The 20,494-nt window shown below is 70.1% G+C and carries 16 protein-coding genes and 3 pseudogenes; 10 read left to right on the top strand and 9 right to left on the bottom strand.

The window, feature by feature from the left end:
- Positions 1 to 147 precede the first annotated feature (147 nt).
- Positions 148 to 885: a dienelactone hydrolase family protein gene (locus ACFYZS_RS25020; protein WP_389016595.1), complete on the bottom strand. Its 738-nt coding sequence runs from the start codon at positions 883 to 885 to the stop codon at positions 148 to 150.
- Between the two features lie 708 nt (positions 886 to 1,593).
- Here ACFYZS_RS25020 and ACFYZS_RS25015 point away from each other — a divergent pair.
- Complete coding sequence (locus ACFYZS_RS25015; RefSeq protein ID WP_389016592.1) at positions 1,594 to 2,229, top strand: carbonic anhydrase; 636 nt, start codon at positions 1,594 to 1,596, stop codon at positions 2,227 to 2,229.
- A gap of 66 nt (positions 2,230 to 2,295) precedes the next feature.
- Here the strand turns inward: ACFYZS_RS25015 and ACFYZS_RS25010 are convergent.
- From ACFYZS_RS25010 to ACFYZS_RS24995, 4 genes and pseudogenes are all read right to left on the bottom strand, one after another.
- A pseudogene (locus ACFYZS_RS25010) lies at positions 2,296 to 2,412 on the bottom strand (translation factor Sua5); the annotation flags it as partial.
- A 482-nt stretch (positions 2,413 to 2,894) separates the two neighbouring features.
- Positions 2,895 to 3,392, bottom strand: coding sequence for a hypothetical protein (locus ACFYZS_RS25005; protein ID WP_389016590.1), 498 nt, complete (start codon positions 3,390 to 3,392; stop codon positions 2,895 to 2,897).
- Positions 3,389 to 4,564: a molybdopterin-dependent oxidoreductase gene (locus tag ACFYZS_RS25000; RefSeq protein WP_389016587.1), complete on the bottom strand. Its 1,176-nt coding sequence runs from the start codon at positions 4,562 to 4,564 to the stop codon at positions 3,389 to 3,391. The genes ACFYZS_RS25005 and ACFYZS_RS25000 overlap by 4 nt, the downstream gene beginning before the upstream one ends.
- Before the next feature lie 586 nt (positions 4,565 to 5,150).
- Positions 5,151 to 6,059 (bottom strand): GH25 family lysozyme, encoded by a 909-nt coding sequence (locus tag ACFYZS_RS24995; RefSeq protein ID WP_389016584.1) that lies wholly within the window; start codon positions 6,057 to 6,059, stop codon positions 5,151 to 5,153.
- 366 nt (positions 6,060 to 6,425) lie between these two features.
- Between ACFYZS_RS24995 and ACFYZS_RS24990 the strand changes: the two genes are divergently transcribed.
- Positions 6,426 to 7,142, top strand: a complete 717-nt coding sequence (locus ACFYZS_RS24990; protein WP_389016581.1) for a hypothetical protein — start codon at positions 6,426 to 6,428, stop codon at positions 7,140 to 7,142.
- Between the two features lie 161 nt (positions 7,143 to 7,303).
- On the opposite strand, the gene ACFYZS_RS24985 is transcribed toward ACFYZS_RS24990, so the two are convergent.
- Entirely contained in the window at positions 7,304 to 7,630 is a 327-nt protein-coding gene (locus tag ACFYZS_RS24985; protein WP_389016578.1) for a rhodanese-like domain-containing protein, read from the bottom strand.
- A 37-nt stretch (positions 7,631 to 7,667) separates the two neighbouring features.
- Here ACFYZS_RS24985 and ACFYZS_RS24980 point away from each other — a divergent pair, with 37 nt between their 5' ends.
- From ACFYZS_RS24980 to ACFYZS_RS24960, 5 genes and pseudogenes are all read left to right on the top strand, one after another.
- Positions 7,668 to 8,282: a TetR/AcrR family transcriptional regulator gene (locus ACFYZS_RS24980; protein ID WP_389016575.1), complete on the top strand. Its 615-nt coding sequence runs from the start codon at positions 7,668 to 7,670 to the stop codon at positions 8,280 to 8,282.
- Between the two features lie 68 nt (positions 8,283 to 8,350).
- Complete coding sequence (locus ACFYZS_RS24975) at positions 8,351 to 8,572, top strand: hypothetical protein (protein WP_389016572.1); 222 nt, start codon at positions 8,351 to 8,353, stop codon at positions 8,570 to 8,572.
- A gap of 718 nt (positions 8,573 to 9,290) precedes the next feature.
- Complete coding sequence (locus tag ACFYZS_RS24970) at positions 9,291 to 9,491, top strand: hypothetical protein (protein WP_389016569.1); 201 nt, start codon at positions 9,291 to 9,293, stop codon at positions 9,489 to 9,491.
- Between the two features lie 50 nt (positions 9,492 to 9,541).
- Positions 9,542 to 9,796: pseudogene (locus tag ACFYZS_RS24965) on the top strand (ATP-binding protein); the annotation flags it as partial.
- A 156-nt stretch (positions 9,797 to 9,952) separates the two neighbouring features.
- Entirely contained in the window at positions 9,953 to 10,699 is a 747-nt protein-coding gene (locus ACFYZS_RS24960; RefSeq protein ID WP_389016566.1) for a class I SAM-dependent methyltransferase, read from the top strand.
- A gap of 296 nt (positions 10,700 to 10,995) precedes the next feature.
- Here the strand turns inward: ACFYZS_RS24960 and ACFYZS_RS24955 are convergent, their stop codons facing one another.
- Positions 10,996 to 12,879: an exo-alpha-sialidase gene (locus tag ACFYZS_RS24955; RefSeq protein WP_389016564.1), complete on the bottom strand. Its 1,884-nt coding sequence runs from the start codon at positions 12,877 to 12,879 to the stop codon at positions 10,996 to 10,998.
- A gap of 620 nt (positions 12,880 to 13,499) precedes the next feature.
- On the opposite strand from ACFYZS_RS24955, the gene ACFYZS_RS24950 reads away from it, so the two are divergent.
- Positions 13,500 to 14,255 carry a beta-glucanase gene (locus ACFYZS_RS24950; RefSeq protein ID WP_389016561.1) on the top strand — a complete coding sequence of 252 codons (756 nt, stop codon included), beginning with the start codon at positions 13,500 to 13,502 and terminating at the stop codon, positions 14,253 to 14,255.
- Positions 14,256 to 14,449: 194 nt separating this feature from the next.
- Positions 14,450 to 14,611, top strand: a pseudogene (locus ACFYZS_RS24945) (IS5/IS1182 family transposase); the annotation flags it as partial.
- A 235-nt stretch (positions 14,612 to 14,846) separates the two neighbouring features.
- On the opposite strand, the gene fxsT reads toward ACFYZS_RS24945, so the two are convergent.
- Positions 14,847 to 17,285, bottom strand: coding sequence for an FxSxx-COOH system tetratricopeptide repeat protein (gene fxsT / locus ACFYZS_RS24940; protein WP_389016558.1), 2,439 nt, complete (start codon positions 17,283 to 17,285; stop codon positions 14,847 to 14,849).
- Between the two features lie 1,400 nt (positions 17,286 to 18,685).
- On the bottom strand, positions 18,686 to 19,633 hold the full coding sequence (locus tag ACFYZS_RS24935) for an AraC family transcriptional regulator (protein ID WP_389016555.1): 948 nt from the start codon (positions 19,631 to 19,633) through the stop codon (positions 18,686 to 18,688).
- A gap of 95 nt (positions 19,634 to 19,728) precedes the next feature.
- Here ACFYZS_RS24935 and ACFYZS_RS24930 point away from each other — a divergent pair, with 95 nt between their 5' ends.
- Positions 19,729 to 20,493 carry an SDR family oxidoreductase gene (locus tag ACFYZS_RS24930; RefSeq protein WP_389016552.1) on the top strand — a complete coding sequence of 255 codons (765 nt, stop codon included), beginning with the start codon at positions 19,729 to 19,731 and terminating at the stop codon, positions 20,491 to 20,493.
- Position 20,494 lies beyond the last annotated feature (1 nt).

Genomic DNA, 20,494 nt, shown 5'->3' with positions numbered 1-20,494 from the left:
GTAGAACCGGCATTGACTGCGGCAGTTGCGAACGCGTCTCCGCGATCGAGCATCCGCCCGAATGCGGTCCTGCTGTGCGGACTCGAGGGGGGAGGGGCTGTCAGTGCCCGACGCGGACCAGGCTTGGCGCCAGGATGTCTGCCTGGGTCATGCCCCCAGAGGCTCCGTCACGGGCAGGCATTCGGCGAGCAGGTCGACGACGTCGCGCCAGGCTCGCCGTGCATGCTGTGGGTGGTAGCCGACGCCGGGGACCGTGGGGTGGTCGACCGGTGGGTGGTGGAAGGCGTGCAAGGCGCCGCCGTAGACCGTGAGGCGCCAGTCGACGCCCGCGGCCTGCATCTCGGCGGTGAACTCGTTCCGTTGCGCGGGCGGCATGATCGGGTCTTCCGATCCGACCCCGGCCCACACCGGGCAGCGAATGCGCGCCGCCTCGCCCGGTCGGCCCGTGGTAGTTGCGTTGACTGTCCCGATCGCGCGCAGGCCGGCACCGTCGCGCCCGAGTTCCAGCCCGACGGCGCCCCCGGTTCCGTAGCCGACGGCGGCGATCCGGTCGGGGTCGGTCCGCGGTTCACTGCGCAGCACGTCGAGCGCCGCATGGCCGATGCCCCGCATCCGGTCGGGATCGGCAAGCAGTGGTATGCAACGGGCCAGCATCTCCTCGGGGTCGCCCAGATAGCGCCCGCCGTGAAGGTCGAAGGCCAGCGCCACATATCCCAGCTCGGCGAGAGCGTCGGCCCGGCGGCGCTCGACGTCGCTGAGCCCCATGCCCTCCGGTCCGAGCAGCACCGCGGGTCGGCGGTCGACACCGGCCGGGAGAGCGAGGTGCCCGGTCATGGTCAAACCGTCCGCCGGGTACTCGACCGAGCGCGTCGTAATCGTCGTCATGAGACTGGACTGTAGTGATCGTCAAGCCCGGTCCGGCCACCGTTCTGCCGCTGGAGAACAGCGCGCGTGTCCCTCTGAAATACGGGAGCCGGGCTCAGGGCCCGTCCCCGCGCTCGCAATGCGCCGCTGGTAACGGCGGGGTGTGAAGCCGAGCGTTTCAAGCCCAAGAACGCCCCGGCCATCGGGGAGCAACAGGTGAGGGGAAGGCTGGACGGGCGAACGAAAATGATCCCTCGATGATGCCGCGTGACGATAAGACCGCGCGATGGCGAGCAAGCGGCGGTCAGGACCCGGCGTTGGAAAGCGCCGAGCGACCTTCGGGCAACTGATCCGGTTGGGAGGACACCGTTGGTCCCGGGGTGGAGGGGGCGCCCACCCCAGCCGCGTCTGACTGGTGCGGAACGTGGAAAACCCCGACGGGGTCCAAGCCACTGGCTTGCCACTGCTCCGGACACGCCCCTGTAAGCGGGCGACAGCCGTATGCGGCCCCGCGCTCTTGGCTCCGGTTCAGGGGCCGGTGTCCGGGACGCAGGAAGACCGGGGATGCCGTACGGGTCCGGCAGCTGAGTCTCGCGCGAAGGTTCCGCGTCGAGGGCGCCCTCGCCGGGCGTCTGGGGGTGATGCCGAGGCCGGCCGCTTTGCCCGATTTGGCGCCCTGTCGCGGGACCAGGCAGAGCGGCGGCCGGTGCCGCCTCGTAGGCTGCTGACATGACTGAGATCCAGATGCCCGGCAGCGCCTTTGACCTGCTGCTGGCCGGCAACCAGCGTTTCGTTTCCGGTACCCCCGAGCACCCGAACCAGGACGCCGCCCGCCGCACCGAGACCGCGCCGTCCCAGCAGCCCTTCGCCGTGGTGTTCGGGTGCTCCGACTCCCGCCTGGCCGCCGAGATCATTTTCGATCGGGGCCTGGGCGACCTCTTCGTGGTCCGCACCGCCGGGCATGTCGCGGGTACGGAAGTGCTCGGAAGCATCGAATTCGGTGTGAGCGTCCTCAACGCGCCCCTGGTCGTCGTCCTCGGCCACGACTCGTGCGGCGCTGTCGCCGCGGCCTGCTCCGCCCTGGAGGACGGGCAGACGCCTGGCGGATTCGTGCGTGACGTCGTCGAACGCGTCACTCCGAGCGTGCTGGCGGCCCGCGCCGCAGGACGCGAGACGGCCGAGGAGATACTGGCCGAGCACATCGAGCACACGGTGGACCTGCTGCTGGAGCGCTCCCGGGTCCTGGCCGAGAGGGTCGCCGACGGCCGGCTGGGCGTGGTGGGGCTGTCCTACCGGCTGGCCGACGGCAGCGCACAGCTCGTCGCCGCCCGCGGCCTCGCTACGGCGGCCCCCACCGCTCCCTGACCGTCCGGGCCGGGCCGCTCACCGGGAAGTGCGCGGCCCGGCGGCCCGGCGAAGCCGGTGCGTGTTCGGCGCGTAGTGCGACGGGTGCCGGTCCGGCACTCGGACATGAGGCGTTGAGGGCACCCCGATGGAATGCCCGAGCACCGCTTCGAGGTCCTCGCGCGTCACACCGCCGGGCCTCAGAGGGGTACAGGACCCCGCCCGCCCCGCCATTCACGTCACAGGGTGCGCAGCTTGGTGGTGAGGACCTGGTGGGCCACCTCGTCGCCGAGGGCGAAGCCGTCGGCGACGTCCCACGCCCCCGAGCCGGCTGATCACTGGTACGGCTGATCGTCGGAGTGGCCGCTGTGGGCCGGTCCGCGCCCGTCCGGCGCACGTCATCGACCTCCCGCTTGTACTCGCTGCCGGCCTCGTTCCCCCGCAGGCCCTGGCGAGCCCCGACGGCTGCTGCAGCGAGTACGGGAGGTCGTGGCCCCGGAAGGCCCCCTCCCGGTGGAGACCGCTTCTCGAGAAGTGGACGAGCGACGACGTGTCCGGATCCACTCCGGGCAACGGCCGGTCAGCGCAGTCCTCCCCTGGGCCGTGGTCGGGGCCACTGTCCTGCGCCGCCATGCCGAGGAGTCCGGATGGACCGAGACCGAACGGTGGACCAGCGCGCGAAGACGTCACTTCGCCGCTCTGCGCGCCTGCCGCTGATCCCGGCTCCAGCGCGAGGTCCGTACGACCAGGACCGCGGCCGAGGCCGCGAACAGCACCGCGGTAATCAACAGCCAGCGTCCGAGGAACCCGTCCGCCGGAAGGGCGGTCGCGGCCGTGTAGTGCCCGACCTGACGGAAGACCAGCGGCCACCAGACCAGGAGCAGAACACCGGAGACGAAGGCGGGTACGCGCACGTAGTTCACGCTCACCCGCGGCGTCGGCCCGCGGTCGCCCGGTCCCCGATCGAACGCTGTCTGCACCGCCCTGTCCGTTACCGAGTACAGGGGCAGCAAGACCAGGTCGTGGACGAGAGCCGCGCCGACGAACCATACGGCCACTCCGAGCGTATCGCCCTCGAACAGGCGCAGGCCGGCGTAAGCGGCGAGGGCGAACGAGCCGATCACGAGAAGCAGGTGCAGGGGAGAGGCGCCGTAGCGGCTCCGGAAAACCGTCCGGGCCTTCATGCGGGCTCCCCGAAGGTGAGGCGGGTGACCCATTTCGTGTTGTGGACCCCCGGAGCGCCCGCGACGATGGTCCGCGCCGGGTAGCCGTGGTCGGCGGAGAGGGTGGCCCCGTTGACGCGGACCGCCAGCAACGAGCGGCTGTCACGGACTTGGTGGTCGCTGAGCACGGCGGAGCTGAACGAGCCGCCACGCTGCACCGACTCCACAAGGGCCTCGGGCGTGTTCACACCGAGTCCGACGAGGGCGGCCAGATCGGTGAGCCGGACCCCGCTCCACCGCTGGTCGGGGGTGGACCAGCCCTCCACGCAGGCGATGGGCAGGGCCGACTCGCGCTGCGGCATGGCCAGGAGCTGGTCGTACGTCAGGTCGACCTGGCGTCCCGGGCCGCGTACGGTCAGCCGCCAGGCGGGGCCGACGTCGCTGGGCCGGATGCCGACCGAGGCGGCGGTCTTGTTGATCTGGAACCCGTTCGGGCCCGAACCCGGGTCCCGGCCGTGCGGGGCGAGCAGGGCGGTCCGTCGCCACCATCCGCCGATGCTCTGCCCCGCCGTGACGACCAGCAGCGCGACCGACCCGAGCCCCACCATGCCCAGGGCGCCCCGGCGGGAGATGGTCGGTGCCGCGGGGCGGGGCGAGACCAGCCCGACCGCATCCTCGGTACCCGCCGCAGGCTCCCCGAACCGGGGTCGTACGGCCCGCAGTGCCCTGGGCAGCCGGAAGGCCACATGCACGACGAACGCGCCGATGAACACCCAAGCCCCATAGAAGTGCAGGGTGTAGAAGGAGCCGGGGAAGATGTAGTGGAGCTGGACGTTGAGGATGCCGGTGACGAACTCGAAGCCGGCGCCGCCGACCAGCAACAGCAGCGACAGCCGCTCCAGAGCGTGGCTGACCGAGCGAATCGGTGGCCACTCGAACAGCTTGGGAATGACCGACCACAACTTCGCGAGCAGGACGGGCACGAGGACGATTCCCAGCGTGACGTGGACGCCCTGGGTGAGCCGGTAGAGCCAGTACGGTGAAGTCGGCCAGGAGAAGAGGTAGAAGCCGAGCCATCCCTTGTCCGGCGTCTGGTCGTTGAGCGGCGCGAGATCGGGATTGTACGCCGCGTACGAAAGCAGGCCCGTCACGAAGAGAACCGTGATCCCGAACAGCAGGACCAGCCCGAACACGGCGGTCAGCCACGGACCGCGGAGTGGACTCTGCCAGAACTCCGGACGGGACGGGCCCGGGGGAGGCCCCGCGCCCAGGGCCGTCCTTCCGGCCTCGCGCAGCCGCGTCAGCGGAGCGGACCGGACCCTCGGCGGAGCAGGCTTCCCGGCGTCCGCCGAACGCCCGGACGAAGGCCTGGCCGCGGGCGGGGGAGCAGGCTTCCCTTCCTGCTCCTTGCCGGTGCGCCGGGGCCCGTCCTCCGGCTGTCCTTCCCCGACGCCACTCGCCCTCATCGGGCACCTCCATGGAGCGCTCATCCGCGACGTTTGGCCTGCCGCATGAACATGCCCCACCGGTGTGGCAACCGCTCCCGCGACACGCCAGACAGGAGATCCGGGGCGGCCGGGCGTCCTACAGCGGAGTCCCGTCTTCACCCGCGGTCCGGGCGCGCACGCAGCGGCAAGGGGTCCGGCGCGCTCAGTCAACCCGGCTGACCTGGACGGATCTACGTTCAAGGCGTACCGATCACCGCAGCGAGCCGGCCGGCTCCACGCCCAGGTCGGTCCCTTCACTCCGTTCCCGCGAGTGGAGCGGGGGTGTTGTCTCTCAGCCGGTCGGGGCGGGGGTGCTGGTCACGTGGATGTCCACGTTGACGACGGCGTCGGCGATGGCCTGCCGTACCGCGGCGACCACGGTGTCGGTGTCGACACCGTGTTCCTGGCCGAGTTGGGCGGCGAGTGCGGTCACTGCTGCCTGTGTCGCGGCGATTTGTCGTGCGACGGCGTCGGTCTGGTTGTTGTGGACCTTGTCCATCCAGGCCATGACCGCGCCCATGTCGACGGGGCGGCCGGTGGCGGCGTTGGTTTCGGTGTGACGCCAGACGGCGGTCGCGACGGCGTCGAGGTCGGCCTGGGACAGGGGCATGTCGTCCTCCGGGGAACCGAGAGCCCAGGCGCGAAGATCCTCGCGGCTGAGCAGGGGGCAGTAGTCCTTGTCGACGGGGTTGTCGTCGTACTGGTGGAACATCCATCCGGCCTTGATTCCGGGGTCGCCGGCGCGGCGGCCCGCGGTGGCGATCCACAGGAAGTCGCCGCAGTAGCTGGTGGTGTCGACGTTCTTCCAGTAGTCGGCGTTGCAGTACATGCCGACCTGGTGCCCCGGCATTCGACCCTTCACGTAGCGGAGCCAGTCCTCCTTGTAGGCCCGCTGGCGGGCCTTGGAGACACCGGCGTTGGCGTTGTCGTAACCCTCCCAGTCGAGGACCAGGATGTCGCCGGGCTGCCAGGCCGCCTGGTCGAGGAAGAAGTCGGCTTCGCGCTCCGGGTCGTTTGCCATGTGGGGGTAGTGGTAGGCGCCCCAGACCAGACCGTGGCGTTTGACGTGGTCGCGCTGGCGAACCCACCTCGGATTCGTGTAGCCGAGGCCCTCCGTGATCTTCGTGAAGACGAAGTCGAGTCCGGCGAGGCTCGGTTCGTCGCTCTGGTAGGACGCCCAGTCCTGTCCGTAGATGCCCATCAGGCGCTGCCCTTCTTGCCGCGGATGGCTCGCCGGCCCTGGCCCGGCAGCCGGTGCTTCAGCGCGGGCCGGGTATGCCAGGTCGGTGAGGGTGACGCCGCCGCCTCGGGCGAGGGGCCAGGACTGGTCGGCGGCGGTGAGGTATGCGGAACGATCGGTGCCACAAGAGGTTCCCCAGCGACTCGTCGCCCGATACGCGCCCGAGCCGAAGAATCGATTCCGCTTGATGAGCCGGAGCTCGGTGGCCACCGACGTCCCCGGGCCGGCCCGCCACGGGCCGCCCGGCGCCGACCGGGCGAGGATCGCCTCCCAGCAGCAGTTCTCCCGACGTCGACCTACGGCAGCCGCGTCGCCGCGGGCAAGAACGTGATCCTCCTGGACGACTCGGGACTGGCCGACCGGGCGCTGGCCTGGAATGCCACCGTCACCTCCTCCGGCCGCGGCAGCCACCCCGCCGACAGCCCGCCGGTCGGCAACCACCTCAGGGACTTCGCCGACCCCCGGGCACTGTTCGTGGAGGCCATCGCGCGCGACCGGGCAGCGCTGACCAGGAACCCGGGGGAGGACGCCAGGAAGTTCTTCGTCATGGCCGGAGTCGTCCAGCCGGACACCCTCCTCGGCCTGGCCGGTCTACAGCAGAGCTTCACGGCGCTGCCCGACTCGATGACGTGCGCCTCGGGTTCCTTCTACGACCCCCGCAACGGAGGGGAGTGCTGGAGCAGCCCGCCCGACCATCTGCGCGACGTCACTCCCGTCACCAGTGCGAACGATTGCTGGCGCATGACCCCCATCCGCCAGGCCCCGGCGTCCTTTCGCGGTCCTTCCGGGATCACCCCTGCGTTCCTCCTGGACCGTACGGCTTTCTGCAACGCGCTCCTGTATCAGCAGCTCATCGGCCCCTGGAACATCCCTGACCTGCCACAGAACCTGAACACAGTCGCCGTGGAGGACGTCTCCGGAGCGCCGGATGGCCTTCAGCCCGCAGACCTGGCCCGCGCGATCATCGCCTACAACACGGCAAGGCCCAGCCGGGTCCGCGGTGGCATTTTCGATCCTGTTGAAGTGGCCTTCGACGACGCCTGAGCTCCGATGGAGGGTGAGGCCGGCGGTGACGCCGTCGAGGTCGTGGCGGAGGAATCCGGCGGAGCGTTGATCGGCCATCCATGTCGTGGTGGTTGGCGGTCGGGTCGTCGAACCGAAGGGGCGAAGACTCCGTACGGAATCCCCGCCCCGGGGGGCGTCGGTCAGACGGCTTCGGTGGGGAGCCCGGCTTCGACCCAGTCCTGAATGCCTTCGCGGTACTTGCGGACGTTGGTGTAGCCGAGGCTGGTGAGCCGGTCGGCGGCCTGTCCGCTGTTGGGGCATGCCGGGTTGGAGCAGTAGGTGACGATCGCGGCGTCGCGGTCGGGGAGCAGGGCGGGCGCCTGGGTGTCGACGTCGGCCGGGGTCAGCGCGAGGGCGCCGGGCAGGTGCCGCTGGGCGTAGTACTCGCCGCCGAGCGTGTCGACGACGGTCACGGCGCCGGCCTCGATCGCTGCTGCCAGCTCGTCCCGGGTGATGAGTGCGGTCATGCCACTGCCTCCAAAGGAATCGGACTACAGTCCTGTTATGACTCACGACGATAACGGACTACGGTCCGGTTCGGCAATGCCGCTGGAACTGCTGCACACGCCGCCGCCCAAGGAGCGTGCGGACGCGGCCCGCAACCGAGCCGCAGTGCTGGAGGCAGCCGCCAGGCTGTTCGCAGAACAGGGCGTCGAGGCGGTGTCCATGGATCAGGTTGCGGCGGCAGCCGGCGTCGGCAAGGGAACCCTGTTCCGCCGGTTCGGTGACAAGTCGGGGCTGGCGGCCGCCCTGCTGGACGCCCGCGAACGCGTACTGCAGGAGGCGATCCTGCACGGGCCGCCCCCACTCGGCCCCGGAGCCCCGGCCGACGAACGCTTGGACGCATTCCTCAACGCCTACCTCGACTACCTTCTCGAGCACCTGGCGCTGGTCCGGATGTCCGAGACCGCCAGCCCCGGAGCCCGTTACAGGATCGGGGCGTACCGGTTCTGGCACCGCCATGTGGCGATCCTCCTCGCCACCGCACCCGACCCCGATCAGTCCGCCCATGCCCTGCTTGCCGGCCTGGCTGCCGATCACGTAGCGGCACTCCTGCCGGAACTCGGTGAAGAGCGGATGCGCAGCGGCCTGCTCCGCCTCGCCCGCCGCGCGTCGTGATGAACCCACCCCCTCGGCCCCTTGAGAGGCCGTACGGGCAGGTGGCGTATTCGGCGCACTCCGCCTTGATGTGGATCGTGCTCGCCATCGTCGTCCCGAGCGGGCTGAGCTTCGTCCTGCCGCCCCTGCCGCGCTTCACCCCGCGCGCCCCGCGTTGGGTCGAGCGCTCGGTCCCGCCGTGCTGCCGGCACCGCGAGCGCGCCACCGAGGCGGCCGCGCTGGACGCCTCGGGCCGGGAGCCGGAGCCCTCCGAACCGGTCAGGGGCGCTGTCACCGACAACCGACGATGAAATACGGCGTTCAGGTATGGCATGCAACTGGGTACGGCGCCGCTGAATCCTCCGGTCACGGTGGTCTCTCGCCATTCCTCGTGCCCGATCCTGCGTGCGACCACGCGGGAGGACTCGGCGCTGCTGCTCGGCCACGGTCGCCGCGCCGCATCCGTCCCGGGGCGCCGAGTCCGTCCAGGGGGGCGTTCCGCGCCGGGATCTCGCCGGAACCTGCAGGGCGAAGCTGACGACCATCTTCGAGGGCCCAAGATCGTTGCTTCCCTGAGGGCGGGCAGCGCGGGCAAGAGGCGGTCCCAGTCGCCCGGCACCAGCGGTGTTGATGCGGATCTCGAAGGAATTCTGTGAAGTGCCTGGTGCCCGGCGTGGAGTGCGCGTGGATACAGAACTACTCCGGAGGTCGTTATCCGGAAGCCACAACCTGGCCGGACGTGACTTGGGGCGGTTCAGGTAGCAGCGACGCGAGGTTGTCCCGTACGAAGTCAGCGGCCCTCTTGACGGACTCTTCGGCTCCGGCCCGGTCTTCGAAGACGCTGGTGGAGAGCATCACTCCACGGCCCGCGTCAACCCAGTAGTAGGCCACGAATCCAGGCACTTGGCGGAGGAGAGGTAGGAACCCCTCTTTCACCCGGCGCCCCGCCTCGGCAGGATCAGTCACCCCTTCGTACCGTCGAACCACTGCGTACACGGCTGAACTCCTCACAGATCCCCGAGGCACCTCGTGCGAACTGACCTACCCCCACCGGGCGTCTCTGGCTCGCGGGAAGTCCGCAAGGCACTCGGATGGGCGCATCGGCTGCCGGAGAAGTTCTTCGTCTCGCAGGGCCACCAGAAGAGCTACCCGGCGGTGTGGGTGGTCAACGGCGAGCAGTACCGCAGCACCTACGGCTCGAACCGGTGCATGGTCATGGTCCAGCGGTGACGAGCCTTCGGACGGCAGCGGTGGCCTGGTGACGCAGCGCGCCTGCACCGGCAGCCGGTTTCCCCCGGGACACGTCCTTGCGGACCTTCGACTTCGACGCGTAACCCAACATCGCCGCGGCCGCCGTCCACACACTCGCCAGCGGCGAATGGATCAAGAAGAGCCGGCCGATCTGCCTGATCGGCGACTCCGGGACCGGCAAGTCCCACATGCTGATCGCTCCGGGAACCGAGGCCGCGATGGCCGGCTACCGAGTCAAGTACGTGCCAGCGACGAAGCTGGTCGACGAGTTCGTCGAGGCCGCCTGACCTCCGACACCCTTGTCCCAACGGTCGCCGCACTCAGGTGGGCGGCGGCCCGCCGCGCTGGTGCATCCGCCGACGCCCCCGGTGACTACCTGCTGCCGGAGGAAGGGCACAGAAGTACGGCGCCAAGTACCTGCAGCCGTCAACAATGTTCGTATGAACATCACTTCGCAGGCTCGCTCGTTCGACACGGCTGCCGCCAGCTACGCTGCGAACCGTCCTTCATACCCGTCCGAATTGCTCGAGGCGGTCGAGGAACTCACCGGCTTCCCCTTGGAAGGCGCCCGCGTCGCCGACGTCGGGGCCGGCACCGGACTGGCGACGACGCTTCTCTCGGACCGCGGTGCGAAGGTCATTGCTGTCGAGCCCGGCCCAGGGATGGCTTCGCAGTTCCGTCTCAGCCTGCCCGATGTCCCCCTTGTGATCGGGGACGGCAACAACCTGCCGCTGGCCTCCGCCTCCATCGACGTCATCACATATGCCCAAGCCTGGCACTGGACCGACCAGCGCAAATCCGTCCCGGAAGTGCTCCGGGTCCTGCGCACCGGTGGTGCACTCGCCCTCTGGTGGAACGACTCGGACAGCACCGTTCCGTGGATTGCCGACCAAGACGCGCGCTTGCGCCGACTCTTCGGTGCCGACGACAGCCCTCACGACCCCACGGCCCGTTTCCGCGGGCTGCCGCCCGAGCTCGGCTTCGTCCACCGGCACGTGCCGTGGACCCGGACCGTTCCTCTCGACATGCATCTCGCTAACCTCGCCAGCTACTCCGACTTCCTTGTCCTCGGCAAGGAAGCGACGAACACCTTCATCGCCAAGGAGCACGACCTCCTGACCGAGGTCTTCCCGAACCGGATGGTCGAGGAGCAGTACGTGGTCAGCTTGGCCGTCGCCACTCGTTGACACAGCGAAACGACACGTTGGCAACCACCAGCGGACAGGGTGCCATCAATCTCGTGAACAATCGTGGCGAGGCCCGGCACTTACTGCCGCCCAAACAGATCTGCGCCGCTTTCGCTCACTGCGCGGAGGTTGGGCGAGCACTGGGCGCGTACCCCGGCAGCCTGGTTCGAGCGCCGGTATGGGCCACCCACCGCGCGCCGCCGGACACTCCGCGGGCCGGGGCGCCCCGGGCCGAGGCATGCGCACGCCTCGGCCCCGCCGGACGCCCCCTGAACCACCGTGCTGCCGGCACGGGATCACCAGATGCTGGAGAAGCCCAGTCGCAGGCGTTCCTGGTCGGCCGCCACGTCGAGTGAGCCACTGCGGACGCTGCCGGCTTCCTCTGCCGTCAGCCCGCGTCCGAAGATCCGGACGTCGTCGAGCCCGCCCTCGAAGAGCTCGGTGACCCCGGCCGGCTGGTTGGGGAAGTCCGGCCGCGCGCCGACGTGGAGGGTGAACTCGCCGGCCGGGGTGATGTCCCCGGCCTTGGCGGGAGCGGTGAACTCCTGGCCCCCGTCCACGGACAGTACGAGTTGACCGGTCTGCCGCTTGAAGACGACATGGTGCCAGTTGCCGTCATTGAACGAGGAGGTGGTCTTCACCTCCGCGTATGCATCACCGGTGTTGATGGCGGCACGCAGCTGGTTCTTGCCCGGCTCTGCCTTCAGCCAGAACTGCCGGACCCCGTCACCCATTCCGTACCCCCAGACGATGGGCAGCCCGCCGGACGTGGCCGAGTGCTTGAACCACGCCGTGACGGTGAAGTCGCCCTGACCCAGGCGCAGAGAGGGTGAGCAGCTGACGATCCGCAGGTAGTCGTCCTGGCCGTCCAAGGCCATGGCCTTGCCGGAGCCGCGGTCGGTGAGCTGTGCCCCGCCGTGGACGACGGCGTGGTTGCGGTACCCGTTGGGACCCGTGTCCGTGGTGCGCGGCAGGCGGAGCTCCTGCTGGGCCGCGTCCATCCGGCTCTCGGTGAAGGAGGTGAAGCTCACGTTGCCGTGCGGGATGTTGTTCGCGGTCTCGTAGAGCACGCCTATGGTCCCGTTCGGCGACAGCGTCAGGTCCGAATAGCCGGCGCGGCCCGGTACCACCACCGTGCCGGCGGTCTGCCAGGTCCTGCCCTCGTCGTACGAGGAGCGGACGGCCAACTCGCGGCGGTCTTCGAGGGTGTTCGGGCCCAGACGGGCGGGGGCGGAGAGCAGGAGTCGGTCCCGGGCACCGCCCATGTCCTTGGCGCTCATCCGCAGCAGCGAGCCGAAGGCCGGGGCGGTGTCGAAGTCGGCCATGGGAGTGAAGGGCGCCGCGAAGGACGCACCGCCGTCGGCGCTGGTGGTGGCGAGCCGGTGCTCGTTGGTGTCGCACCTGGCCGAGCTCCGCGCGTTCACGTACAGGCCGCCGTCGGTGGTCTCCGCGACCGTCAGCTCGCCCGGGACCGCGCTGCTGCTCTCGACGTCGGAGCGCGCGCCGAGGGCCCAGTTCAGGCCGCCGTCGTCGCTGTAGTAGAGCTGACCACCGCCCTGGCCCTCCTTGGTCGCGTGGTCTCCCGTCACGACCAGCCGCCCGTGGTGCGCACCGCGGCCGAGCTGGATGCCGTGGCCCGGCCCGGTGGAGACCCATGTCCAGTCCGCGGGCTTGAGGTGACCGAGCGGGGCGCCGTCCTTCCAGACGGCTCCCTCGTCGATGCTGTGCGCCGCCCGCAGGCTCCGTACACCGCGGTCGAGGGACCCGTCGGGGCGCTGGCTCCAGTCACTGGTGGCGTACAGCACGGTGATGCGGCCGGTCACGGCGTCGACGACCGGCGAGGGGTTGCCGTGCGCGTCGTCGTCGTTCGCGCCGGCGACGACGGTCAACGGACCCCATGTCTTGCCGCCGTCCGTCGACTTCTTCATCACGATGTCGTTGTGCCCGATGTCGCTGCAGGTGCTGACCCTGCCTTCGGCGAACGCGAGGAGGGCGCCGGAGCGCGTGGTCACCAGGGAGGGGATCCTGAAGCAGTAGTAGCCCTCGCTGCGGGCGGCGAACGGCGTGGACGCCTCCGAGGCCACCGCGGCGGCCGCGGTCGCCGCGGCCGGAGCCGACGGGATCACGACGGTGGCGCCGAGCACGGTGAGCCCCAGCGAGGCGGCCGCCCATGCAGGCATGGCCAAGCGGCCTACGTGTGAGCGATTCTGACGAATGGTTGGCATGAATCCTGTCTCCTGCTTTCACTACTGCTTCTCCAGCTCCGAGTTGCCGCCGCGCAGGCGCGATCGGCGTACGGGGCTGGTGCCGTACGGGTACTGCGGCGCGGCACGTGACGGTCGGGCACGGGCGGCTGCGTCGGGGAACGCCCGCGGAAGGGCCGCTGGTTGCAGGCCGGGTCTCCTGGGCGCCGGAGCTCTTGGCTGGAAGTGGCCTGGGGCACCCGGGTGGGTGCCGGCTGCCGGCTGCACCGGCTGCCGGAGCGTGCGTGCCTGGCGGCGGGTACCGCCTGTGGGGGAGCGGCGCCGAGGGTGCCTGCAGCCGCAGCGAACGATATCCGCCGCACCGCCGGCCCGCACCCCTCGCCCCCGCCACCCGCGCGCACTTGATCCGGACGCGCGGCGATCCCCACCTGCCCAGCCAGGCCGGACACGACGGCCGGGGATGGCTCTCCTCGATCATCGCGGTGTCGACGCCACAGGGCTCCTCGCTGCCGGGCAAATCGCAAACCGGTGGCCCGGTATGTATCTAACCGGAATCGGGCATGCTGCATGGGATCGTGTTCTCGGGAAGGAGCGATGTGCTCACTCAGGTTCTCGACCGGATCCGACGGCTCCTCGGACGCCCCACCCCCACCTCGACTTCCGCATCCGCTCCCGAACGTGACGGCGCCGCCCGGGCGAGCGCTCCGACCCCGGTCTTCACGGCGGACTTCGGCTCGACCCGCCAGTGGGTCGCGGGCCGGTCCTGGGCCTATCCGAACGGCGGGCCCACCAATCCCGGCGACAACAAGCTCGACTATCTGGTGCCGGACGCGTCCTTCAGCCGCAGCGGTACCTTCCGGGCCACCCGCCGCCCCGACGGCAAGTGGAACACCGGTCTGTTGACCACCGAGGGCAGCGAGGAAGGGTTCATGGTGCGGACCGGGGACGTGCTGGAGTCCCGGGTGCGGCTACCGGCCGAACGCGGGGCCTGGCCCGCGATCTGGACCTGGCTGGACGGCGACAACGAGATCGACGTCTTCGAGTACCACCCGGACAACCCGGACCTCCTCGAATTGTCCAACCACGTCAAGGGTGCCTCCCACTACCACCGCGACCCGGCGATCGGCCCCGGCCGCTGGGTGGACCTCAAGGTGGAGTTCGGATCCGGTTCGGTGGTGTGGTGGGTCAACGGCAAGCAGGTCTTCGCCGACCGGCGCGGAGTGGGACGCCGCTGGCGCGCGTACCTCATCGTCAACCTCTCGGTCTGCGCGGGCCGTTACCACCCGGCCCCCGACCGGGCCGTGTCGGGCATGTCCTACGAGGTGGCCTACCTCCGCGTGCTCCGCCCATAGGAGCTCGCTTCATCCCGCAGTCGGACTGCAGCGGAGGCCGTCACGGCCCAGATCCCCGGGGGCCGGACCCCGGGGACGCCCACACGGAGCACGTCGGCGTCGCGGGGCCCGACTCCACCGGGTGATCCTCGATGCGCTTGGGCCCGCGGTGAGTTGGACTGGTCGCGGTGCGCGATTGACTCGGTCAGCGTCCGGGCCGCCATCGCCGGGTCGTCGAACGGACCGTGTCATGGCTGGCCGGGTGCCGACGCCTTCACCGGCGCTACGAACGCAAGGCCGAACACTTCCTCGCCTTCGTCGGGATCGCCGCGGTCCTGATCGGCCATCGCCGATTGGTCACCCCGCTCAGGTCCTGAGGCGGTCCTGCTGCACGTCAAAACAGAGCAGCCCCAGCGAGTCCGCCGGGTCCGCCGCGTAGGAAGAAGTGCGGCAACGTAGGTCGTGATGCGTTCGGACGGATCAACGTCGGAGAACGGTCGTTTGCCGACACTCGCAGTCGTGGACCCAACCACCGCTACAGCTCACACAATGCAACAATAATTACAGAGTGCTACTTGTCGCTTGGCGGCGGATCGGGGATACAGGACCTCCTCAACCGCCACTGGCTGCGACGTTCCTGCGCCGCAGCCAGTGCCACCACCGGCTCTGTGGCCGTCGGGTGGACATGGCCAGCGCCGTCTCCAGCGCGTTGCGGGTGCTCAAGGTATGCGTGTGCTCCTCGCCCAGGATGCGGACGCGGTCATCGAGGGTTCGGCGCAGCAGGTCTATCGCCTCGGCCTGCTCACCTGCACTGGTCAAAGCGATGGCGAGGTTGTGGCGACTGGCAAGGGTATCCGGGTGCTCGGGGCTCAGGATGCGGGTGCGGTCCTCCAGGGTCTGCCGGTGCATGCGCGCTGCTTGTGCGTGCTCGCCCATCCCGTCCAGCGCGAGACCGAGGCTGTCCCGGCTGGCCAGCGTGTGCGGATGCTCGTCGCCCAGAATGCGGGCGTGGTCGTTGAGCGCCTGCCGCAGCAGCTGTATCGCTTCCGTCTGTTCACCCGCCCTGGTCAGGGCGCTGGCGAGGTTGTGGCGGCTGAGCAGGGTGAGGTGGTGCTCGGGGCCCAGGACACGGATGCGGTCCTCCAGGGTCTGCCGGTGCATGCGCACTGCTTGTGCGTGCTCGCCCATCCCGTCCAGCGCGAGACCGAGGCTGTCCCGGCTGGCCAGGGTATGCGGATGCTCGGGGCCCAGGACACGGGTACGGTCGTTGAGGGTCTGCCGCAGCAGACCTACCGCCTCGGCATGCTCACCCGTCCCGTCCAAAGCGCATGCGAGGTCATTGCGGCTGGTCAAGGTATCGGAGTGCACGGGGCCCAGGATGCGGGTGCGGTCCTCCAGGGTCTGCCGGAGCAGGCGTATTGCCTCTGCCGGCTCTCCCATTCCGAACAAGGCATTGCCCAAGTCGTTGCGGCTGGTCAAGGTATCCGGGTGCTCGGGGCCCAGCATGCGGGTCTCGACGTCGAGGACCCGTTCATGCAGCAGGCGCGCCGCACCGAAAGCGCCAGCCTTCTGCAGCACCTGCGCCAGGGCGTTGACAGTGGTGCGGTGGTGTGTGGCGGTGCGCGGATCCGCGTAGTCGAGCAGCAGCGGCACGTGGGGGGCGAGGAGCACGGCTGCAGGCCAACCAGCGCGCCCGCGCTGGTCGGCCTCGTGCACGGCCGTGGTCAGCCGCTCGGCAAGGGCCTGGTGCCACACGACGAGATCGGAGGTCTCGGCCGTGAGGGCGACAGCGTTGATCTGTCGGATCAGGGGATGCAGCACCGCCTGCGCCCCCTCACTGCTGCCCGACGCCGGGCCGGTGCTGCCGGGAGAGTGGGGCAGGCCGAGGAGACCGTAGCGGTGCAGGCCGGCGAACGCGGCGTCCAGGGCCACCGGGGTGACGTCGTGTCCGGTGACGACGGATAGGAGGTCCGGGGTGATCAGGGACAGGGGGACGGGGGCCTGAGCCAGCAGGGCCAGCAGTCGCAACACAGGGCGGGCCAATGCGTTGCCCTCCCCGGCGAGCTGATCCAAGGACACCTCCCAGGTGTGCCGCACCACGGCGCGGGCGACCTGCGGATGGGAGGCGTTCGGGTCCGCCGCTCCCAACAAGAACCGCAGTTCCTGTTCCAGGGCCTGGCGGTAGGCGGCAAAGGTGCGGTAGCGGCTGGTGGGTCCGGCCAGATAAGTGCCGGCTGCGTGCAACGCCAGTGGCAGCCCGCCCAGTCGCGCCGCCAGCTCCCGGGCCTGCTCGGTGGTGCCGGCGGCGGGAGCAGCGTCCAGCAGGACCTGCCCCGCAGGCCGCACCGGCAGCGGCTCCAGTGGCAGCAGCCGTGCGCACGGACCCCAGGTCTGCTCGCTGCCATCCCGGCTGGTCACCACCAGCAGGCCCCGGCCGTGAGGACGGATCCAGCCGCGATAGTCCGCCACCGGCTCCCCTGCCGGGCCGATCTCGTGCGGCTCGTCGGCGTTGTCCACCACCAGCAGCCACCGCCGCACCCGGCCCAACTGTCGCCAGACCACATCCGGCAGGCTCGCCTGCCCCGCTCGCGCGGCCTCCAGCTCTGCCTCTGGCAGGCCGCAGGCCAGCGCCGCCTGTACCATCTGCTGCGCCAGCTCGGCACCGTCGCGCCAGCGCACCCAAAACACTCGCCAGCCCGCCGCCTCGGCCTGGGTGGCCAGTTGCGCGGCCACCGTTGTCTTGCCCATCCCGCCGACCGAGCACAGCACCGCGAACCGGCCTTGTGGCCGCCGAAGCATGCCTGCCAGCACGGCGAGTTCGCCCTCACGCCCCCGCACGCGCTGAACATACGGGGGGCGTAACGAAGCCTGCTGGCCTCGGGCCAGTCGGCTCACCGGTGCCAGCCGCGCCGGGGGCCTCGCTGCGGCATCCAGATGCCGGCCCCACAGCAACAGCCCGGTGCTGACCCCCACCAGCACGGCGAACACCGGCCAGATCACCCACGCCTGCGCCGCCCAGCCAGGCACCGCCTCACTGGCGTAGTTGGTCACCGGCCCCAGCACAGCCGCCACCACTGCGGCTGCTCCCGTTACCGCCGACCCGGCCCACGCACTCCGTCTACGCCCCATGGTCTGCCACCCCCGTCCACCGATACCAGGATGTTCCCGCCTGGATCACGTCCATGGAAGGTTGCGGGTTCCGCCCTTCCGTGGACTGGCGGGCCGTGCGCACCGTCACGGCCGGCCGCGGCTCCCCGCTCGCCGGCCTCCGCCCAGCCGCGCCCGGTGGTGACCGGGCGTCGTTGGTGGAGGTGGTGGCGCGGATGGCCAGGGTGGGCCGGGCCGCGGTGGTGAACTGGCGCCGTCGCCCTCGACTTCCCCGACCCGGGGGGCCGGCACGGACGTGCACCCGCAGTTCGACCGCCGCACGGTCGTGGCCTGGTTCCTCACCCACGACAAGATCGACGTACCCATGGGGCCGACGGTCGCCTCGCTGGTGCTGTCCGGGGCAGGAGGCGCCATGCACCGGTTCCGCCTCGATGACCCGTGGCTCGCGCTGGCCGACGACGCGGCCGGCGAGGACTCGGTGTCTGGCTGGTCCACCGACGCGGCCGCCGACTCGCTGTATGAACAAGATTGTGCCCGCCCGCCCCCGCCCTCCCCCCACGTGGCTGGACCAGTACCAGCAGGTTCCCAGATCTGTCCGGCTTGCGGTGCGACGACCGGCTCCCGACACCGCACACGGCCGCGCCCCCACCTCCGGCTGACCCGCCGCGAGCCCCGGCAGCCGGCCTTGCCGAGCCCGTTCACGCTCAGGACACGGAAGACGATCCCGCGGTGGCCGAACGAGTGCGCGGATCGCATCGGCAGCGGTGAACTCCGACGGCCTCAGCCGGTGCAGCTCCACCGCCAGCGACTCCGCGTGCATGCCCGGAAGTCTCCCGCCCGAGCCCCGGCCCGGCTGGTGCCCCGCAGGACACCGCGCGTCTGCCAACGGCACGACCGTGAAGCGGCGGCGATCCAGACACCTGCCCGCACCTCGGTGTGCGGTCGCGGAGTTCGTCGGTCTGGTGAAGGTGTGCATCGTGAGGAGGCCATCGCGTCTTCCGCCTTCAGCGCGACCAGGTATTCCCGGCCCGTGCATCACGAACGTGGCGATGCCGGCCTACACCTGTCCTCTCGGGTCTCCTGCGTGACGGACGTGGTACGGACCCGTACCGCCCGTCAAGCCAGATGCGTGACATCCCGATTGGGAATCGCGGTAACCGCCGTCGTCAACCTGTACCTTCGCCTCCAGAAGCTCCGCCACGTCTCGCATCGTCGTGCTCACCGCGTCGACGGGGTCTTGGGTACGATCCGCCCGGAGCTCCACCACGTCGGGGCCACAGCGAGGCCAGATCGGCAGCGACCAACGCTTCCCGTCCCTTGTGGTGATGTCCTGGCCCGCACTGTCAGTTGTATCCGCCTGGTTCGTCGCCTGCCGTCTTGACCTGCTTGCGGTAGACCCCTGGCGGCGACCCGAAGTGTCGTTTGAAAGCTTTCGCGAAGGCGAACTCCGACGTGTACCCCGTGTGCTGCGCGATTGTGCTCAGCGGAGCCGGCGATTGGTGCAGCAACCGCGCCGCGGTGGCCATCCGCCAGTTGGTCAGGTAGGTCAACGGCGGCTCGCCGACCACCGAGGCGAAGCGGCGGGCGAACGCCGCGCGGGACAGCCCGGCGCGGGCGCCCAGAGACTCCACGGTCCAGGGGTGGCCGGGATCGTCGTGGATCGCCTTCAGGGCCGGGGCGACTGCCGGGTCGGTCAGTGCGGCCGCCCAACCCCGGGTCCGTTCCTTGGGTAGTTCGGCGTACCACGACCGCAGGACGTACAGCAGCAGCAGATCGATGAGCGCCGTTACGACCGCGTCCGAGCCCGGCTGCGGCGCGTGGAACTCGGCGCACAGCTGATCGACCGTCGAGCGCAGCACCGGGTGGCGGCCGGGAACCGCGGGCAGGTGGATGACCTCCGGTAGATCGCTGAACAGCGGATGCGGGCGATCGACGTCGATCGCGTACGCGCCGCACACCAGCACCGTGTGCAGCCCCGGTCCGTCCACGGTGACCTGGCCGATCGGCGAGGAACGGTCCACGCGGTCCGGTACGAAGTCCACCGGATCGCGGCCCGGCGCGTCGCACAGGGTGTGGCCGCTGCCGCGCTGCAGGAACACGATGTCGCCGGGTCCGAGCGCGAGCGGTTGGCCGTGCGGTGGCAGCAGGTGGCAGTGCCCTTCCACGACCACGTGGAATCCGGCTCCTGAGATGGGTTGGAACTTCAGCGCCCACGGGGCGTGCGCGTCGGTGCGCGTCACCATCGGGCGTCCCGTGCGCAGAACTTCGAGGGTGTCGCTCAGGATGTCCACGTCGCCACTCTAGTGCCTCTATGGCGAGACGATATGACAGGGAATCGAGATTTTAAGTCATTCAACGTCTCGATGTGGGGGCGTACGTTCTTCTCATGGCGGTTGCCGAGCCCCGGCACTGCATCGACGAAGGAACGGATCCCATGTCTCTGGCCGGCAAGAAGATCGTGATCATCGGTGGAACCTCCGGCATCGGCTTCGCGGTAGCCCAACAGGCCGCGGCGGCCGGCGCGGACGTCGTGGTCGCCTCCAGCAACGAGGACCGCGTGGACGCCGCGACGAAGCGGTTGGGCGAGCCGGCGGAGGGCCGCCGCCTGGACGTCGCCGACGGCAACGCCATCGCCGCGTTCTTCGAGCAGGTCGGGGAGTTCGACCACCTCGTCTACACCGCAGGCGAATCTCTGCTGATGAAGCCGGTCGTCGACACCACCCCGCAGGAGGCCAGGGCCGTCTTCGAGCGCCGGTTCTGGGGCGCGTTCCTCTCCGCCAAGTACGCTGCACCGCGGCTGCGTGACGGCGGCTCGATCACCTTCAGTTCTGGCGTCCTCGCGATCCGTCCCCTGTCCGGAACCGCGCTCACGGCGGGTATCACCGGCGGCATCGAGGCCCTGTCGCGGGCACTCGCCGTGGAACTCGCGCCTCTGCGCGTCAACGTGATCCAGCCCGGCGTGATCCGTACCGAGCTGTGGGACGGCAGTGTCCCGGACCCGGAGGCTTTCCTCCAGGGCGCCGGGTCCGAGCTGCTCACGCGGCGTGTAGGCACTGCCGAGGAAGCCGCGGCGGCCTATCTCTTCGTATTGGCCAACGCCTACGTCACCGGCACCACGCTCGCGATAGACGGCGGCGCGGCACTGGTGTGAC

It is taken from the genome of Streptomyces sp. NPDC001903 (genome assembly GCF_042891345.1).
Taxonomy (GTDB): Bacteria; Actinomycetota; Actinomycetes; order Streptomycetales; family Streptomycetaceae; genus Streptomyces.
Note: the sequence above shows the minus strand (reverse complement) of the source record. Positions and strands in the feature narration are given on the sequence as shown.

Bases quoted from the DNA above. Each gene is read 5' to 3' on its own strand.
- ACFYZS_RS25015 (WP_389016592.1), top strand. From the start codon at position 1,594: ATGACTGAGATCCAGATGCCCGGCAGCGCCTTTGACCTGCTGCTGGCC.
- ACFYZS_RS25020 (WP_389016595.1), bottom strand. From the start codon at position 885: ATGACGACGATTACGACGCGCTCGGTCGAGTACCCGGCGGACGGTTTG.
- ACFYZS_RS24980 (WP_389016575.1), top strand. From the start codon at position 7,668: ATGACTCACGACGATAACGGACTACGGTCCGGTTCGGCAATGCCGCTG.
- ACFYZS_RS24975 (WP_389016572.1), top strand. From the start codon at position 8,351: ATGTGGATCGTGCTCGCCATCGTCGTCCCGAGCGGGCTGAGCTTCGTC.
- ACFYZS_RS24995 (WP_389016584.1), bottom strand. From the start codon at position 6,059: ATGGGCATCTACGGACAGGACTGGGCGTCCTACCAGAGCGACGAACCG.
- ACFYZS_RS24930 (WP_389016552.1), top strand. From the start codon at position 19,729: ATGGCGGTTGCCGAGCCCCGGCACTGCATCGACGAAGGAACGGATCCC.
- ACFYZS_RS24985 (WP_389016578.1), bottom strand. From the start codon at position 7,630: ATGACCGCACTCATCACCCGGGACGAGCTGGCAGCAGCGATCGAGGCC.
- ACFYZS_RS25005 (WP_389016590.1), bottom strand. From the start codon at position 3,392: ATGAAGGCCCGGACGGTTTTCCGGAGCCGCTACGGCGCCTCTCCCCTG.
- ACFYZS_RS24960 (WP_389016566.1), top strand. From the start codon at position 9,953: ATGAACATCACTTCGCAGGCTCGCTCGTTCGACACGGCTGCCGCCAGC.
- ACFYZS_RS24955 (WP_389016564.1), bottom strand. From the start codon at position 12,879: ATGCCTGCATGGGCGGCCGCCTCGCTGGGGCTCACCGTGCTCGGCGCC.